The sequence below is a fragment of the Cellulomonas sp. GbtcB1 genome (genome assembly GCF_019091725.1).
Lineage (GTDB): Bacteria > Actinomycetota > Actinomycetes > Actinomycetales > Cellulomonadaceae > Cellulomonas.
This window is the reverse complement of the sequence record NZ_JAGXJG010000001.1, coordinates 201,766-217,541: the sequence shown is the minus strand read 5'-3', so window position 1 is coordinate 217,541 and position 15,776 is coordinate 201,766. Positions and strand designations below refer to the sequence as shown.

Annotated in this window: 14 protein-coding genes; 8 read left to right on the top strand and 6 right to left on the bottom strand. The window is 76.7% G+C overall.

Translation table 11 applies throughout. The features are described 5' to 3' along the window. Positions 1–8: 8 nt before the first annotated feature. Positions 9–1,043: a Gfo/Idh/MocA family oxidoreductase gene (locus KVT14_RS00980; protein ID WP_217613922.1), complete on the top strand. Its 1,035-nt coding sequence runs from the start codon at positions 9–11 to the stop codon at positions 1,041–1,043. A 15-nt stretch (positions 1,044–1,058) separates the two neighbouring features. Here the strand turns inward: KVT14_RS00980 and KVT14_RS00975 are convergent, their stop codons facing one another. Then, on the bottom strand, positions 1,059–1,946 hold the full coding sequence (locus tag KVT14_RS00975; RefSeq protein ID WP_217613921.1) for a TIGR01777 family oxidoreductase: 888 nt from the start codon (positions 1,944–1,946) through the stop codon (positions 1,059–1,061). Positions 1,947–2,019: 73 nt separating this feature from the next. Here KVT14_RS00975 and KVT14_RS00970 point away from each other — a divergent pair, with 73 nt between their 5' ends. Further along, positions 2,020–3,051, top strand: a complete 1,032-nt coding sequence (locus KVT14_RS00970; RefSeq protein ID WP_217613920.1) for a LacI family DNA-binding transcriptional regulator — start codon at positions 2,020–2,022, stop codon at positions 3,049–3,051. A gap of 244 nt (positions 3,052–3,295) precedes the next feature. Here KVT14_RS00970 and KVT14_RS00965 read toward each other — a convergent pair whose 3' ends face one another. From KVT14_RS00965 to lpdA, 3 genes are all read right to left on the bottom strand, one after another. Then, a complete protein-coding gene (locus KVT14_RS00965) occupies positions 3,296–5,470 on the bottom strand; it encodes a glucoamylase family protein (RefSeq protein ID WP_217613919.1) in 2,175 nt (724 codons plus the stop codon). A gap of 176 nt (positions 5,471–5,646) precedes the next feature. Then, complete coding sequence (gene sucB, locus KVT14_RS00960) at positions 5,647–7,467, bottom strand: 2-oxoglutarate dehydrogenase, E2 component, dihydrolipoamide succinyltransferase (RefSeq protein ID WP_217613918.1); 1,821 nt, start codon at positions 7,465–7,467, stop codon at positions 5,647–5,649. Between the two features lie 32 nt (positions 7,468–7,499). Beyond that, the gene (gene lpdA, locus KVT14_RS00955) at positions 7,500–8,885 is read right to left on the bottom strand and encodes a dihydrolipoyl dehydrogenase (protein WP_308160798.1); all 1,386 of its coding nucleotides are present in this window, start codon (positions 8,883–8,885) and stop codon (positions 7,500–7,502) included. 235 nt (positions 8,886–9,120) lie between these two features. Here lpdA and KVT14_RS00950 point away from each other — a divergent pair, with 235 nt between their 5' ends. Next, entirely contained in the window at positions 9,121–9,504 is a 384-nt protein-coding gene (locus KVT14_RS00950) for an oxidoreductase (protein WP_217613916.1), read from the top strand. A gap of 274 nt (positions 9,505–9,778) precedes the next feature. Here KVT14_RS00950 and KVT14_RS00945 read toward each other — a convergent pair whose 3' ends face one another. Continuing rightward, the gene (locus KVT14_RS00945; protein ID WP_217613915.1) at positions 9,779–11,272 is read right to left on the bottom strand and encodes a leucyl aminopeptidase; all 1,494 of its coding nucleotides are present in this window, start codon (positions 11,270–11,272) and stop codon (positions 9,779–9,781) included. A 40-nt stretch (positions 11,273–11,312) separates the two neighbouring features. Here KVT14_RS00945 and KVT14_RS00940 point away from each other — a divergent pair, with 40 nt between their 5' ends. Genes KVT14_RS00940 through KVT14_RS00925 form a run of 4 tightly spaced genes read left to right on the top strand, consistent with a single transcriptional unit; the run spans position 11,313 to position 13,447 of the window. Continuing rightward, positions 11,313–11,672: a hypothetical protein gene (locus KVT14_RS00940; protein WP_217613914.1), complete on the top strand. Its 360-nt coding sequence runs from the start codon at positions 11,313–11,315 to the stop codon at positions 11,670–11,672. After that, positions 11,669–12,133: a hypothetical protein gene (locus tag KVT14_RS00935; RefSeq protein ID WP_217613913.1), complete on the top strand. Its 465-nt coding sequence runs from the start codon at positions 11,669–11,671 to the stop codon at positions 12,131–12,133. The genes KVT14_RS00940 and KVT14_RS00935 overlap by 4 nt, the downstream gene beginning before the upstream one ends. 10 nt (positions 12,134–12,143) lie before the next feature. Further along, positions 12,144–13,205 (top strand): quinone-dependent dihydroorotate dehydrogenase, encoded by a 1,062-nt coding sequence (locus tag KVT14_RS00930; RefSeq protein WP_217613912.1) that lies wholly within the window; start codon positions 12,144–12,146, stop codon positions 13,203–13,205. Then, positions 13,202–13,447 (top strand): hypothetical protein, encoded by a 246-nt coding sequence (locus KVT14_RS00925; protein ID WP_217613911.1) that lies wholly within the window; start codon positions 13,202–13,204, stop codon positions 13,445–13,447. Before KVT14_RS00930 ends, KVT14_RS00925 begins: the two co-directional genes overlap by 4 nt. A 40-nt stretch (positions 13,448–13,487) precedes the next feature. Here KVT14_RS00925 and KVT14_RS00920 read toward each other — a convergent pair whose 3' ends face one another. After that, on the bottom strand, positions 13,488–14,960 hold the full coding sequence (locus KVT14_RS00920; RefSeq protein ID WP_217613910.1) for a PLP-dependent aminotransferase family protein: 1,473 nt from the start codon (positions 14,958–14,960) through the stop codon (positions 13,488–13,490). 61 nt (positions 14,961–15,021) lie between these two features. Here KVT14_RS00920 and KVT14_RS00915 point away from each other — a divergent pair, with 61 nt between their 5' ends. Beyond that, on the top strand, positions 15,022–15,726 hold the full coding sequence (locus KVT14_RS00915; protein ID WP_308160797.1) for a hypothetical protein: 705 nt from the start codon (positions 15,022–15,024) through the stop codon (positions 15,724–15,726). Positions 15,727–15,776 lie beyond the last annotated feature (50 nt).

The following is a 15,776-nucleotide window of genomic DNA, read 5'->3' as shown; positions in this document are numbered from 1 at the left end:
TGGCGGCCATGACGGACGCGCTGCGGGTGGGACTGGTCGGCTACGGCTCGGCGGGGCGGGGCATCCACGCCCGGCTGCTCCGCGAGGTCGGGGCCGAGGTGGCCCGGGTCGTCACCCGGAACCCGGCGCGCGCCACCGCGGCCGGCCGGGACTGGGCGGGCGTCGCGGTCGACGCCGACGTCCCCTCGCTCCTCGCGCACGCGGCCGACCTCGACGTGGTCGTCGTCGCCAGCCCGACCGGCGACCACGTCGAGCACGTCACGCAGGCGCTGGCCGCGGGGGCGTGGGTCGTCGTCGACAAGCCGCTGGCGACCACCGCCGACGAGGCCGCCGCCCTGGCCCGGCTCGGGGCGGAGGCCGGCGGGCGGCTGACGGTGTTCCAGAACCGCCGGTGGGACCCGGAGCAGCTGACGCTCCGCGGGCTGCTCGAGGCCGGGGAGCTGGGCACCGTGCACCGGTTCGAGCGTCGCTGGGAGCGGTGGCGCCCGGTCCCGCAGGACCGGTGGAAGGAGAACGACACCCGTGCCGGCGGCCTGCTGCTCGACCTCGGGGCGCACCTGGTCGACTCCGCGGTCCAGCTGTTCGGGCCGGTCGCGCGGGTGCACGCCGAGCTCCGCAGCCTCACCACCCCCGCCGAGGACGACGTGTTCCTCGCGCTGACCCACGCCCCGCGGCCGGACGGGTCCGCGGTCATCAGCCACCTGCAGGCCGGCGGGCTGGTCGGCGCGCCCGGCCCGCGCACCCGCGTCCTCGGCGACCGGGGTGCGTACCTGGTGACGAGCTTCGAGGGCGAGGCGACGCCGTTCTCCGTCCTCGACGAGGGCGACGACGCGCACGAGGGCTGGCTGGTGCACGGCGACGAGCGGGTGCCGGTGCGGCGCGCGCCCGGCGGGCACCCGGACTTCTACCGGGCGGTCGAGGCGTGGGTGCGGGGCACGGGGCCGGTCCCGGTCGACCCGGCCGACGCGGTCGTCACCGCGCGCGTCCTGGACGCGGCGCGGGTCTCGGCGCGCGAGCACCGCGCGGTCGCGCTGGACGCGTAGCGCCGCCCGGCCGGGTCAGGGGAGGACGTACGCCGCCGCGGACTCCGGGGTGGGGTGGGCGTGCTCGAAGCCGGAGGCCGTGAGCGCCGCCGGGACGACCCGCAGGCTGCCGAGGATCTCCTCCGAGAACTGGCCCAGGGCGATCCGCAGCGCGAAGCCCGGCACCGGCAGGACCGCGGGGCGGTGCGCACGGTGGGCCAGGGCCCGGACGATCGCGAGCTCCGTCGCCGGCTCGGCCGTGAGGTTCACCGGCCCGCTGACCGGCGCGTCGAGCAGGTGCAGGATCGCGCGCACCTCGTCCTCGAGGCTGATCCACGACCAGTACTGCCGGCCCGACCCGAGCGGCCCGCCCAGCCCGAGCCGGATCAGCGGCAGCAACCGCCCGAGCGCCCCGCCCGACGGCGCCAGCACGATCCCGGTGCGGAGGAACGCGACCCGGACCCGCGGGTCCGCGACCGCGGGCGCCGCGGCGGCCTCCCACACGCGGACGACCTCGGCGAGGTAGGACGTGCCGTACGGCTCCTCCTCGGTCACCCGGGTGTCCCCGCGATAGCCGTACGCGCCGGTCGCGGAGCCCTGCAGCAGCACGCGCGGCGGCTCGGCCATCCCGGCGACCGTCCGGGCCAGCAGCCCCGTGGTGCTCGTGCGCGACTCGAGCACCACCCGCTTGCGGGCCGGGGTGAGCCGCTTGTCGCCGACGCCCGCGCCCGCGAGGTTCACCACGGCGTCGGCACCGGCGAGGGCCGCCGGGTCGAGCACCCCGGCCTGCGGGTCCCAGGTGCGCTCGTCGGGCGTCCGCGGGGCGCGGCGGACCAGCCGGCGCACCTCGTGGCCCTCCGCGCGCAGCCGCGCGACCAGCGCCGTCCCGATGAGCCCGCTCGACCCCGCCACCACCACGATCATGCGGCCGACCCTACGTGCGCCGCCGCGGCCCGGCGCGCCGGGGGTCGTCCGCGGACCCCTACGCTGGGGCGCCATGGACGCCGAGCACCCGGGCGCCGGGGCGCCGCCGCCCCTCGCCGTCGTCGCCGCCGAGGCGGGCGTCTCCGTGCCGACCGTGTCGAAGGTGCTCAACTCCCGGCCCGACGTCGCCGGGGCCACCCGGGAGCGGGTCGCGGCGGTGCTGGCCCGGCACGGCTACGAGGTCAGGCCGTCGGGCAGCCGGCGCACGGGGTTCGTCGACCTGCGGGTGGTCGACCTGGACAGCACGTGGGCGGAGGCCGTGGTGCGCGGGGCGGCCCGGGCGGCGGCGCGGCTGGGCGCCGACCTGGTGGTGACGGTCGACTCCGACCCGGGCTCGGGGTCGGGCGGCGCATGGGTCCGGCACGCGCTGCGCCGCGGGACGGACGGGCTGGTGAGCGTCGTCGGCGTCCCGGACGAGGCGGCGCGCGCCGACCTCGCGCGGGCCGGGGTGCCGCTCGTGGTCGTCGACCCGCGCACCCGTCCCGACCCCGAGCTGCTGGCCGTCGCGGCGACGAACTTCCGCGGCGGCCTGGACGCCACGGCGCACCTGGTCGGGCTCGGCCACCGGCGGATCGCCACGATCACCGGGCCGCAGGACCAGGACAACGCCGTCGCCCGGCTCGCGGGGTACCGGACGGCGCTGATCCAGGGCGGCCTCGTGGTCGACGAGGAGCTGGTCCGCGGCGGGGCGTACGGCGTGGACGCCGGCTTCCGCGCGGCCGAGGTGCTGCTCCGCGCCGAGGACCCGCCGACCGCGGTGTTCGCCGCCTCGGACGACACCGCGATCGGCGTGCTGCGCGCGGCCCGCGAGCACGGGGTCCGGGTGCCGGAGGACCTCTCGGTGGTCGGGTTCGACGACCAGCCCGTCGCCGCCTGGCTGGACCCGGCGCTCACGACCGTGCGGCAGCCGCTCGACGAGATGGGCGACGCCGCCGTCGCGCTCGCGCACCGGGCGCGGCAGGGCGGCGGGCGCGGGCACGCGCACCTGGAGCTGGCGACGCGCCTCGTCGTGCGGGCGTCGACGGCCGCTCCGCGGCGAGGCTGACGGCTGCGGCGCACGCCGACGCGGCGCCGGCGCGCTCGCGTGCCCCGCGCACGCCCCACCTCGCGCGCGCCCCGCGCACCCCGCACACCGACGCCGAGTCTCCGAACTCGGACTGCGTCCCGCGGGGGTGCGGGAGTCCAGATTCGGAGACTCGGCGTCGGTGGGCGCGCGTGCGCGGCGTGGCGGGGGCGCGCGGCGGCTGCTCGCGCGCGCGGAACCGCGAGCGTCCCCGCCCCCGCGCGGGTCAGGCGTTCAGGCGCCTCCGGAGGAGCAGACCCGCGCCGGCCGCCAGGGCGCCGAGGGTCGCGAGGACGCCCAGCGCCGCGTGCGCGCCCGTCACGGCGAGCGCGGGCTCCGCGGCGCCGCCCGCCGCGGGCTCGTCGCCCGCCGGCGCCGTTCCGGTGCCCGTGGCCTCGCCCCCGGGTGCGACCACACCGGCGTCGCCCGGCCCGGGTCCCGCGCCGGCCGCGACGGTCAGCGTGACCGCCGCGCCGGGCACGGTGATCCCGGCGTCGTTCGTGGTCGACAGCGCGAGCGCGTGCTCGCCCGCGCCGGGCGGGGTCGCGACGTCGCACGCCCACACCCCGTCCGCGTCGACGTCGGCGGTACACCACGCGGAGGCGTCCGGACCGGTCACCGTGAGGTGGGCGCCGGGCTCGCCGGTGCCCGCCAGCCGGGTCACGGCGTCGACCGTCGACCCCGGCGCGGGGTCGGTCAGCACGGGCGGCACCGGCTCGGCGGCAGACGAGAACACCTCGGCCGCGAGCACCGGCTTCAGGTTCTGCTCCATGTCGGGCCCGACGACGTAGTCGCGCAGCAGCCCGTCGCGCAGGTAGTTGCCGATCGCGGCGACGATCATCGACTGGTCGAGCGACAGGTACCGCTCGGCGACGGTCCCGGACCGCACGGCCACGGCGTCGTAGAACCCGCCCGGCCCGTAGGCGTCGAAGTCGGCGGCGATGTTCCGCAGGTTGTCGACCACTCCCCGCGGGTCGTACTCCAGGCCCAGGAACGCGGCGTGCGGGGTGACGACGCCGTCGCCGAACTCGGGCTCCGGGTTGGTCGCCTCGCGGCAGCCCGCGAAGCCGAGGTCGACGTCGGTGGTGCCGTCCGACAGGTAGCCGTCCGACCGCATCCCCAGGACGTCGACGCCGTACTCCGCGTAGCCGCCGTGCGGGTCGCTGGCGGGGGAGAAGCCCCAGTAGCCGTAGCCGGCCTCGTCCAGGCCGTGCCGCTTCTGCGCCTCGACGACCAGCGGGTGGTTCACGCCCCAGGACCGCGGGGCCCACTCGGACTCGGGCACCAGCATGTCCGGCATCAGCGCCTCGAACATCGAGCCGCCCCAGCCGGGCACGAGCGCCATCTCGTCGTAGTGGTAGACGCCCTCGTAGACGGGGACCCCGTCGTAGGTGCGGGTCACGCCGCTCGGGCGCTGCTCCTGCCAGGACCAGTCGCAGGTCGACGGGAAGGTGCGGTAGGTGCCCCAGTACGCCTCGGGCGGGATCTCGCCGTCGGCGATGCCGAGGTACAGCGCGATCCGGGTCTCGGAGACCGTCGTGTCGTAGTGGTGGCAGGTGTAGTAGACGGTCTCGCCGCCGGTGTAGTTCCCGGGCACCGAGCAGCCGGACGGCTCGGAGTCCCAGAACCCGCCGCGGATCAGCCCGACGCCCAGGTCCGCGCGGCCCTCGGGGTTGTAGTAGACGCCGAAGTGCATCGAGTCGTAGAGCGCGGTGGCCTCGTCCGCGAGGCGGGGCTCGGCGGACGCGACCACGCGCAGCGCGGCGGCGAGCCAGCCGTTGTCGACCGACGACAGGAAGTGCTCGACCGGGTCGCCGCTGTCCGGCCAGGTGTCCACGCGGTCGCCGGTGGCCGGGTCGTACCAGTTGTAGAACATGCCGGACTCGTCGTGCCGGTCCAGGCGCTCCAGGGTCTCGAGCGTCGTCGCCATCCGGTCGCGGGCGTCGCGGTGGCTGAGCAGGCCGAGGTCCCGGGCGACGACGGTCGACCACAGGGAGCCGCCGATGTTCGTCGGCGAGGTGTAGGCGCTGGCGGTGCCGGGCTCGAGCGCGCCGGGCATGTTGTCCGCGACGAGCCCGGTCCCGGGGTCGGTCATCGCGTCGAGGGAGCGGTAGGTGTCGGCGAGCCACGTGCGGAGCTGGCGGACGTCCCGCCCGCCGCCGTGGCCGCCGCCGTGCTCGCCGCCCCGGGCCTGGTCGCCCTGGGCCGGGTCGTCCTCGGACTGGTCGCCGCCGGCCGGGACCGGGGCGGCCGCGGCGGTCGGCGCCAGCGCTGCGGCCGCGCCCGCCAGCAGGGCCGCGAGCCCCGCGGCGAGGGCCCGCCGTCGTCGGGGTCGGCGCCCGGGCGGGGGCTCGGGGGAGTCGGGCCGGCGCCGTCCGGTGGCGCGGGGTGCTGCTCGCATCGGGTCACGTCCTCGTGGTCCGGGGCGCCGAAATTTCGACACCCGTTGTCGAAAGAGCGCCAGCACCGTAGTCGGCCCCCGCGGACCGGTCAACGGCTCGCGCCCCGACCCGGACGCGACGACGCCCCGGCGACCGCGTGGGTCGCCGGGGCGTCGGGTGCTGCGTCAGGCGGTGCTCAGAGGCCGACCTCGGCTTCGAACGCGCCCTCCTCGATCCGCTGCTTCACGGTCATCAGGTACCGCGAGGCGTCCGCGCCGTCCACCAGGCGGTGGTCGTACGACAGGGCCAGGTAGCACATGGACCGGATCGCGATGACCTCGGCGCCGTCGGCGTCCTTGATCACGACCGGGCGCTTGACGATCGCGCCGGTGCCCAGGATGGCGGAGGTGCCGCCCGGGACGATCGGGGTGTCGAACAGCGCGCCGCCCGAGCCGGTGTTGGTCACCGTGAAGGTCGCGCCGGACAGCTCGTCCGGGGTGACCTTGTTGGCGCGGGTGCGGCCGGCGAGGTCGGCGATCTTCCGGCCGATGCCGGCCAGGTTGAGGTCGCCGGCGTCCCGGATCACCGGCACGACGAGGCCGCGCTCGGTGTCGACCGCGATGCCGATGTTCTCCGTGCCGTGGTAGGTGATCTCCTTGCCCTCGAGCACGCCGTTGATCTTCGGGTGCACCTTGAGCGCCTCGACCGCGGCCTGCACGAAGAACGGCAGGAACGTGAGGTTGACGCCCTCGCGGGCCTTGAAGGAGTCCTTCGCCTGGGCGCGGAGGCGGGCGACGCGGGTGACGTCGACCTCGACCACGGAGGTCAGCTGCGCCTGGCTGTGCAGGGCGTCGACCATGCGCTCGGCGATGACCTGGCGCAGGCGGCTGGCCTTCTCGGTCGTGCCGCGCAGCGGGGACGGCTGCACCGACTTCGCCGCGGCAGGGGCCGACGGCGCCGACGGGGAGGCGGCCGGGGCCTGCTGGGCGGCGGCGGCCTTGGCGGCCTCCTCCGCCTTCGCGGCGGCCTCGAGCACGTCCTCCTTGCGGATGCGGCCACCGACGCCGGTGCCGGTCAGGGTCGACGTGTCGACGCCCTTCTCGGCGGCCAGCTTGCGGACCAGCGGCGTGAGGTAGGAGCCCTGCGCCTGGGCCGGGGCGGCCTGCTGCTGCGGCGCCGGAGCGGCGGCCGGGGCAGCGGGGGCGGCCGGGGCCGACTGCGTCGGGGCGGGCACCGGCGCCGGCGTCGGCGCGGGGGCCTCCTCCGGCGCGGCGGCCTGCGGGGCGGCCTCGGTCGCGGCGGGGGCGGCGGCCTGGGCCGCGCCGTCCTGCGACTGACCCGACGCGGCGGGCGCCGAGCCGGAGCCGATCACGGCGAGCGGGGCGCCGACCTCGGCGGTCTCGTCCTCGCCGACCAGGATCTGCTGCAGCGTGCCGGCGAACGGCGACGGGACCTCGGTGTCGACCTTGTCGGTCGAGATCTCGAGCAGGGGCTCGTCGACCTCGACCGAGTCGCCGACCTGCTTCAGCCAGCGGGTGACGGTGCCCTCGGTGACGGACTCGCCGAGCGCCGGCAGGGTGACCTGCTGGCCGTCGCCGGAGCCCTGGGCCTCGGCGGCGGGCGCCGGGGCGGGCTGCTCGGTCGCGGGGGAGGCGGACTCGACCTCGGGGGCCGGGTCGCCGTAGCCCTCGCCCTGCGTGGTGGCGCCGGTCTGCTGGGCCGGGGCCTCCACCTGCGCGGGGGCGGACTCGGCCGGGGCGGCGTCGCCACCGGCGCCCGAGCCGTCGCCGATCACGGCCAGGACGGCGCCGACCTCGGCGGTCTCGTCCTCCTGCACCAGGATCTGCTCGAGCACGCCCGCGAACGGCGAGGGGACCTCGGTGTCGACCTTGTCGGTCGAGATCTCGAGCAGGGGCTCGTCGACCTCGACGCGGTCGCCCACGTTCTTGAGCCAGCGGGTGACGGTGCCCTCGGTGACGGACTCGCCGAGAGCGGGAAGCTGCACGTTGTCGGACATGACCGCTCGTGCCTCCTTCGAAGTTCGTGTGGTCAGTTGTGGGCGTGCAGCGGCTTGCCGGCCAGCGCCAGGTGCGCCTCGCCGAGAGCCTCGTTCTGCGTCGGGTGGGCGTGCACGAGCGCCGCGACGTCCTCGGGGTAGGCCTCCCAGTTCACGATGAGCTGGCCCTCGCCGATGAGCTCGCCGACGCGCGCGCCGATCATGTGGACGCCGACGACCGGGCCGTCCTTCTGGCGGACCAGCTTGATGAAGCCGGTGGTCGCCAGGATCTGGCTCTTGCCGTTGCCGCCGAGGTTGTACTCCAGGGTCTCGATCGCGTCGGCCCCGTGCACCTCCTTGGCCTTCGCCTCGGTCAGGCCGACGGACGCGACCTCAGGGTCGGAGTACGTCACGCGGGGGATGCCCGACTCGACGATCGGCTGCGGGTTCAGGCCCGCGATCTCCTCGGCGACGAAGATGCCCTGGGCGAAGCCGCGGTGCGCGAGCTGCAGGCCCGGGACGATGTCGCCGACGGCGTAGATGTTGCCGACGCCGGTGTGCAGGCGGTCGTTCGTGATGACGAAGCCGCGGTCCAGGGTCAGGCCCTGCTCCTCGTAGCCGAGGCCGTTCGTCGACGGCCCGCGGCCGACGGCGACCAGCAGCAGGTCGGCGTCGAACGTCTTGCCGTCCTCCAGCGAGACGTGCACGCCGCTGTCGTCCTGGGTCACGCCGGAGAACCGGACGCCCAGGTTGAAGTTGATGCCGCGCTTGCGGAACGCGCGCTCGAACGCCTTGGACAGCGCCTCGTCCTCGTTCGGGACCAGGTGGGGGAGCGCCTCGATGATCGTGACGTCCGCGCCGAACGACTTCCACACCGACGCGAACTCCGAGCCGATGACGCCGCCGCCGAGGATGATCGCGGACTTCGGCACCCAGTCGAGCTTGAGGGCCTGGTCGGACGTGATCACACGGCCGCCGATCTCGAGACCGGGGAGCGAGCGGGCGTAGGAGCCGGTGCCCAGGACGACGTGGCGGCCGGTGATGCGCTGGCCGTCGACCTCGACGGTGTCCTGCGCGACGAGCTTGCCGTAGCCCTCGATCACGGTGATCTTGCGGGACTTGATGAGACCCTGCAGGCCCTTGTAGAGCCGGCCGATCACCGAGTCCTTGTACGCGTTGACACCGTTCATGTCGATGCCCGTGAGCTCGGTGTGCACGCCGAAGTGCGCGCCGTCGCGGGCGTTGTCCGCCAGCTCCGCGGCGTGCAGCAGCGCCTTGGTCGGGATGCAGCCCTTGTGCAGGCAGGTGCCGCCGACCTTGTCGGCCTCGATGAGGGCGACGCTCAGGCCGAGCTGGGCACCGCGGAGCGCAGCCGCGTAGCCGCCACTCCCTCCGCCCAGGACCACGATGTCGAAAGCGGATCCGGTCGTGTCGGACACGTGAAGACTCCTCCGGCGCAGACATAGGGGAACGCGGTTGTTCCCGGGCCATCTTGTCATCTCCGCATAGGCCCGACGACCCAGATGACCGGGGGCCGCGTGTGATTCTGGGAACAGTCATCCCATGTCTTGCCGTTCGGCGGGCGCGCGTGGGCGGCCGGAGGCACGGCGCGCGCCCGCGCGGCACCCGGGTGATTCCCAGCCGGGGTCCAGCATGCGCCGTTACGCTCCCGGCATGGGTCTGTTCTCCCGCCGCCGCCGTCCGGCCCCCGCCGCGCCGGACGCGCCGCCGACCGGACGCGCCGCCCGCGAGGAGACCGTGGGGCACCTCCGCGAGTTCGTGCGCACCCGCGTGGGCGTCGAGGCGTACCTCGAGCCGCAGACGAACGTCACGCAGACGACGCTCATGCTCATCGCGACCGACGGCGAGTGGACGCGCCGCCGGGTGCCCGACGGCCGCGCCGGGTGGGACATCGCGAAGGAGCTCGGGGTGCCGTTCTACGACGTGCAGCGCACCGGCTACCCGCAGCGGATGCGGGACTGGAACTCGCGGCAGCGGATCGAGCGGGAGCGGGCCGCTCGGGAGCGCGCGGCCCGCCGCGCGGCCGACCCGCGCTGACCCGTGCGGGTGGCGGGGCGACCGCCCTTCGTCGGCCGGCGTCGTCGCCCGGTTCGGTGCGTCCCGCCGAGTTCGGTGGCTGCAGGCACTGAACTCGGCGCGGAGCACCGAACTCGCCGAGGTAGCACCGCCGCGCCGGGACAGGTCCGGCGAGGGCCCTGTCCCGCCGCGGGGGCGCCGAGCGCCGGACGCGCGAGCGCCCGGCGCCGCCGGTGGCGGGGCGCCGGGCGCTCGGGGTCGTGCGGGGCAGGCGGCGCGACGGCGCCGCGCCGGGTCAGCGGATCGCGCGGGCCTCGATCAGCGCGAGCAGCGTGCGGACGCCCACGCCGGTGCCGCCGGCGGGGGTGTACCCGAACGGCGCCTTCTCGTTGAACGCCGGCCCGGCGATGTCGAGGTGCGCCCACGGCGTGGACCCGACGAACTCCTGCAGGAACAGGCCGGCCGTGAGCATGCCGCCGAACCGGTCGCCGATGTTCGCGATGTCGGCGACCTTCGACTTGAGCCCGGCGCGCAGGTCGGCGGGCAGCGGCATCGGCCAGAACGCCTCGCCCGCGGCGCCGGCCGCGTCGACGACCTCGGTGCGGGTGGAGTCGTCGCCCATGACGGCGGAGACGCGCGGGCCGAGCGCGACGAGCTGCGCGCCGGTCAGCGTGGCGATGTCGAGGACGACGTCGGGCTTCTCCTCGACCGCGGCGACGAGGCCGTCGGCCATGACGAGCCGGCCCTCGGCGTCGGTGTTGAGCACCTCGACGGTCTTGCCGCCGCGGATGGTCAGCACGTCGGAGGGGCGCTGCGCGGTGCCGGACGGCATGTTCTCGGCGAGGCAGAGCCAGCCGGTGACGGCGACGGGCAGCTCGAGGCGCGCGGCGGCGAGCACGGTGTGCAGCACCGCGGCGGCGCCGGCCATGTCGGACTTCATCGCGTCCATGCCCGCGGCCGGCTTGATCGAGATGCCGCCGGAGTCGAACGTGATGCCCTTGCCGACCAGCGCGACCTTGGCGGCCGGGCGGGACGGGGAGTAGGAGACCTTGACCAGGCGCGGCGGGCGGGCCGAGCCCTGGCCGACGCCGAGGATGCCGCCGTAGCCGCCGGCGGCGAGCGCCTTCTCGTCCAGCACGGTGACCTTGACGCCCTTGGCACCGGTGTCCTTGACCGCGGCCTTGGCGGCGTCGGCGAACGCGGCGGGGTACAGGTCGTTGGGGGCGGCGTTCACGAGGTCGCGGACGCCGTGCACGGCGGCGGCCATCACCTCGGCGCGGGCGAGCGCCTTCGTGGCCGACTTGTCGCGGGCGCGCGGGGTCAGCACGGTGATCTCGGCGGCCGGGGCCGGGGCGTCCTCGCCCGAGCGGTACCGGGTGTACGCGTAGGCGCCGAGCAGGGCGCCCTCCGCGACCGCGGCGACCTGCTCCGCGTCCTCGGCGGGCAGCGCGACGGCGACCGACGGGGCGCCGGTGAGCTCGCGCAGGGCCGCGCCGGCCGCGCGGCGCAGCGTCTCGGCGTCCGGGACGACCTCGTCCAGCGGGCCGACGCCGGTGAGCACGACGGTCCTCGCCGCCAGCTTGCCCGCGGCGGGGAGCCGCCGGACCTCGTCGACGGCGCCGGTGATGCCGAGCACGCCGGCGAGGCCGGTCACCTGCTCGACGGTCTCGGCGGGCAGCCAGTCGGCGCCCACGACCCGGGGGCCGGCGGGGCTGCTGGCGACCGCGACGACGAGGGCGTCGGCGGTCTGGCGGGCGGGGTTCGCGGAGGTCAGCGTCACTCGGGGCACCCGCCGATGCTATCGCCGCGTCCGGGTACCGTGGGGCCCCGTGACCCCGCCCCTGCTCTACGCCGTCGCCGCGGCGGCCCTCGCGCTGGCCGTCTGGGCCCTGGTGTTCGCGGTCCGGGACCGTGCCGTGGTGCTCCGGCAGCTGTGGGGCGCGGCCGTCGTCGAGGGGCTGCTGGTGGTCCAGGCGGTCGTCGCCGCCGTCCGCCAGGCCACCGGCACCGTGCCGGACGAGCCCGTCGTGTTCTGGGGCTACGTCGTGACCCAGCTGATCCTGCTGCCCGCGGCCGCCCTGTGGGCGTTCGCCGAGCGCACCCGGTGGTCGTCGGTCGTGCTGCTGATCGCGGCGGTGGCGGTGGCGTTCCTGCAGCTGCGGCTCGACCAGACCTGGGCCGGCGCGTGACCGCGAGCCCGGCGAGCCCCGCGCCCCCGGCGCCTCACGGCAGCACCGCGTCCGGCCCGGGCCGCGTCCTCGTCGCGATCTACGGCGTGTTCGCCCTGGCCGCCACGGCGCGGGCGGGCTACCAGCTCGTCGCGAAGTTCGACGAGGCCCCGCTGGCCTACCTACTGTCCGCGCTCGCCGCGCTCGTCTACGTCGTCGCCACGATCGCGCTCGCCACCGACCGGCGCGGCCTCGCCTGGGCCGCCGTCGGCGTCGAGCTGGTCGGCGTCCTCGCCGTCGGCACGCTGTCGGTCCTCGACGCCGGCGACCTCCCGGACCAGACGGTGTGGTCGGTGTACGGCCAGGGTTACGGCTACGTCCCGCTGGTGCTGCCGTTCCTCGGCGTCGCGTGGCTCTGGCACACCCGCCCGGGGGCCGCCGCGGCCGCGGGGTCCCGGCCGGCCGCCCCCGCGGACCAGTAGGTTGGGGGCCGTGTACGGCCTCCTCTTCCGCCAGGTCTTCTCCCGCCTCGACCCCGAGCAGGCGCACCACCTCGCGTTCCGCGCCATCCGCGTCGCCTCCCGCGTCCCGGTGCTGAACGGCGTGCTGCGCGCCGCGCTCACCCCGCCGCCGTCCGGCGCGGTCCGCGTGCTGGGGCGCACGTTCCCGTCGCCGTTCGGGCTCGCCGCGGGCTTCGACAAGAACGCCGTGGGCGTGCCGGGGCTGACGATGCTCGGCTTCGGGTTCGTGGAGATCGGCACGGTCACCGCGCACGCGCAGCCCGGCAACGAGGCCCCGCGCCTGTGGCGCGTGCTCGACCGGCGCGGCCTGCGCAACCGGATGGGCTTCAACAACGAGGGGGCCGCCGCGGTGGCCGAGCGGCTGCGCCGGCTGCGCTCGTCCGCGTCGGGCCGGGCGCTCGTCGTCGGCGTGAACATCGGCAAGACCAAGGTCACCGCGCCCGAGGACGCCGCCGACGACTACGCGACGAGCGCGGGCCTGCTCGCGCCGTACGCCGACTACCTCGTGGTGAACGTGTCGTCGCCGAACACGCCGGGGCTGCGCGACCTGCAGTCCGTCGACGCGCTGCGCCCGATCCTGCAGGCGGCCCGGGCCGCCGCGGACGAGTCGGCCGGCGCCGCGGGTCGGCCGCGCGTCCCGCTCCTGGTCAAGATCGCCCCGGACCTCGCGGACGCCGACGTCGACGCGGTGGCGGACCTGGTCACCGAGCTCGGCCTCGACGGCGTGGTGGCGGTCAACACGACCATCGCGCACGACCTCGGGCCGGGCGGCCTGTCCGGCCCGCCGCTGCTCGACCGCGGCCTGGTGGTCGTCGCCCGGCTGCGGCACCGGCTCGGCGCGGACCGGGTCGTGATCGGCGTCGGCGGCATCACCACGCCGGCGGACGCGCGCGCCTACCTGGCCGCGGGCGCCGACCTGGTGCAGGGCTACACCGGCTTCATCTACGAGGGTCCGTTCTGGGCGTCGCGCATCGGCCGGGCGCTCGCCCGCGACGCCGCGACCCGCGCGGCCGCCCCGGCGGGTGCCGCGTGACCGCGCTGCACCCGCAGTGGGCGTGGGAGCTCACCGGCGCGTCCGGCGAGGTGCTCGACCGCCCGCTGTCGCCCGTCTTCGGCACCCGGTACGACGCCGAGGAGTGGCTCGGCGCGCACTGGCGCACGCTGCGGGACCAGGGCGCGCGCACCGTGGTCCTGCGGAACGACGGCGCGCTCGTGCCTCCGGCGTACGACCTGGCGGCCGTGCCCGAGCAGATGACGGTCCGCCCGCGGGACTGACCGCCGCGGTGCGCGAGGCCCGCACGAGCGGCGCCTGCCGCTAGACGAGCGCGGCCGTCGTCCCCGCGAGCGGCGGCGTCCCCGCGTCCGCCCGACCCGGGGCCCCGAGCGCCGCCCACGCGAGCGCCAGCCCGTCGACCGCCCGGCGCAGCTCGTCCGGCTCGGAGGTGAACGGCAGCCGCAGCCGGTCCTCCAGGCCGCCGTCGACCCCGAACGCCGGGCCGGGCGCCACCCGCACCCCGTGGGCGAGCGCGAGCGCGCTGAGCGCCGAGGACACGGGCGCGCCGAGGTCGACCCACAGCGCCTGCCCGCCCGGGGGCACCGCGAACCGCCACCCCGGCAGCCGCTCCGCGAGGAGCCGCACCAGCAGGTCCCGCCCCGCGCGGAGCCGGTCCCGGCGCTCGACCAGGGGCGCCTCGCCGAGCCGCAGCAGCTCGACGGCGACCAGCTGGTCCAGCACCGCCGTGCCGAGGTCGGCGCTGCGCCGGGCGAGCGCGAGCCGGGCCACCAGGTCCGCCGGCCCGCGCAGCCAGCCGACCCGCAGGCCGCCCCAGTGGCTCTTGGACATCGACCCGATCGCGACCACCCGCGGCGCGTGGCCGTCGCCGGCGAACGGCTCGGGCGCCGGGCCGTCGAGCGTGAGGTCGGTGAGCACCTCGTCGCCGGCCACGACCGTCCCGGTGCGCCGCGCCAGTGCCCGCACCCGCTCGCGCGCCGCGCCGTCCAGCGTGGCCCCCGTGGGGTTGTGGTGGTCCGGGATCAGGTAGACGAGCCGCGGGGCGACCTGGCGCACCGTCGACTCCAGGAGGTCCAGGTCCGTGCCGGCGCGCCCGGTCGGCACCGGCACCGGCCGCGCGCCGACGGACCGCGCCGCGTCGATCGCGTGCGGGTAGGTGGGCTGCTCGACGACCACCCGGTCGCCCGGTCCGGCGTGCGTCCGCATGAGCAGCGCGATGGCGTGCTGGGCGCCCGTCGTGACGAGCACCTGGTCGGGCGTCGTCGGGGTGCCGCGGGCGGTGTACCGGTCCGCGATCGCGGCGCGGAGCACGTCCAGGCCGAGCGGCGCGTAGCCGTGGCCGGCGTGCCGGGGCAGGGCGTCGACGGCACGCCGGGCGGCCTCGTGCAGCTCGCGCGGCGCCGGGCATGCGGCGATCGTCAGGTCCACGACGCCGTCCGTCGCGAGCGGCCGGTGCAGGGGCAGCGCGGCCCCGCCGCGGGCGCGGTCCTCGGGGAGGGCGGTCACGGTGCCGGACCCCTGGCGGCTCACCAGGTACCCCTCGTCGCGCAGCAGCCCGTACGCTCCCGAGGTCGTCGTGCGGGACACCCCGAGCACGTCGGCCAGCTCCCGCTCCCCGGGCACCCGGGTGGCGAGCGGCAGGTCGCCGGCGAGGACCGCGCGGCGGACGGCGTCGGCGAGCGCGGCGTACGCCGGGCCGGGGCGGCGCCAGCTGCCGAGCACGGTGGCCAGCCCGGTGCCGCCGATCCGGCGGTCGGAGACGAGGAGCGTGGACATGGGGCCACTCTTGCGCAAGTGGCTATCGAAGGGAAGGCCGGTCGGCGCCGATGATGAGTCCGTGACCGCTCAGCCCGATGCCACCGCCGCCGCGGTGGCCACCCCCGCTCCCGCCGCCAGGCGCTCCGCCCACGCCGGCCGCCGCGCCGCCCAGCTCGTCGGCGGCCTCGTCCTGTACGCCGCCTCGATCGCCGTGCTCGTGCACACCGGCCTCGGCAACATGCCCTGGGACGTGCTGAGCCAGGGCGTGTCCCGGCAGGTCGGCTGGTCGCTCGGCACGGTGACGATCGTGCTCAGCGTCCTCATCCTCGGGGCCTGGTGGCCGCTGCGGCAGAGGCCCGGGATCGGCACGGTGGCGAACGTCGTCCTGATCGGCGTCCTCATCGACCCGTTCCTCGCCCTGCTCGACCTGCTGCCCGAGGCGCTCCCGCTGGCCGCGCGGGTCGGCATGGTGCTGGCGGGCATCGTGCTCAACGGGCTCGCGTCCGCGCTGTACATCGGCGCGCGGCTCGGGCCGGGGCCGCGGGACGGCCTGATGACCGGCCTGGTCGCCCGCACCGGCTGGCCCGTGGGCCCCGTGCGGATCGCGATCGAGGTGACCGTGGTCGCCGTCGGCTGGCTGCTCGGCGGCACGCTCGGGTTCGCGACGCTGGCGTACGCACTCGGCATCGGGCCGCTGATCCACTGGCTGCTGCCGCGGCTGACGGTGCCCGTGCCGCCCGCCGTGGCGGCGGCCGAGCCGGCCGAGCCGGGGGAGGGCCGCTAGCGCCGGGCGCGCGGAGACGACAGCAGGGCCGGCACCCCCGAGGGGATGCC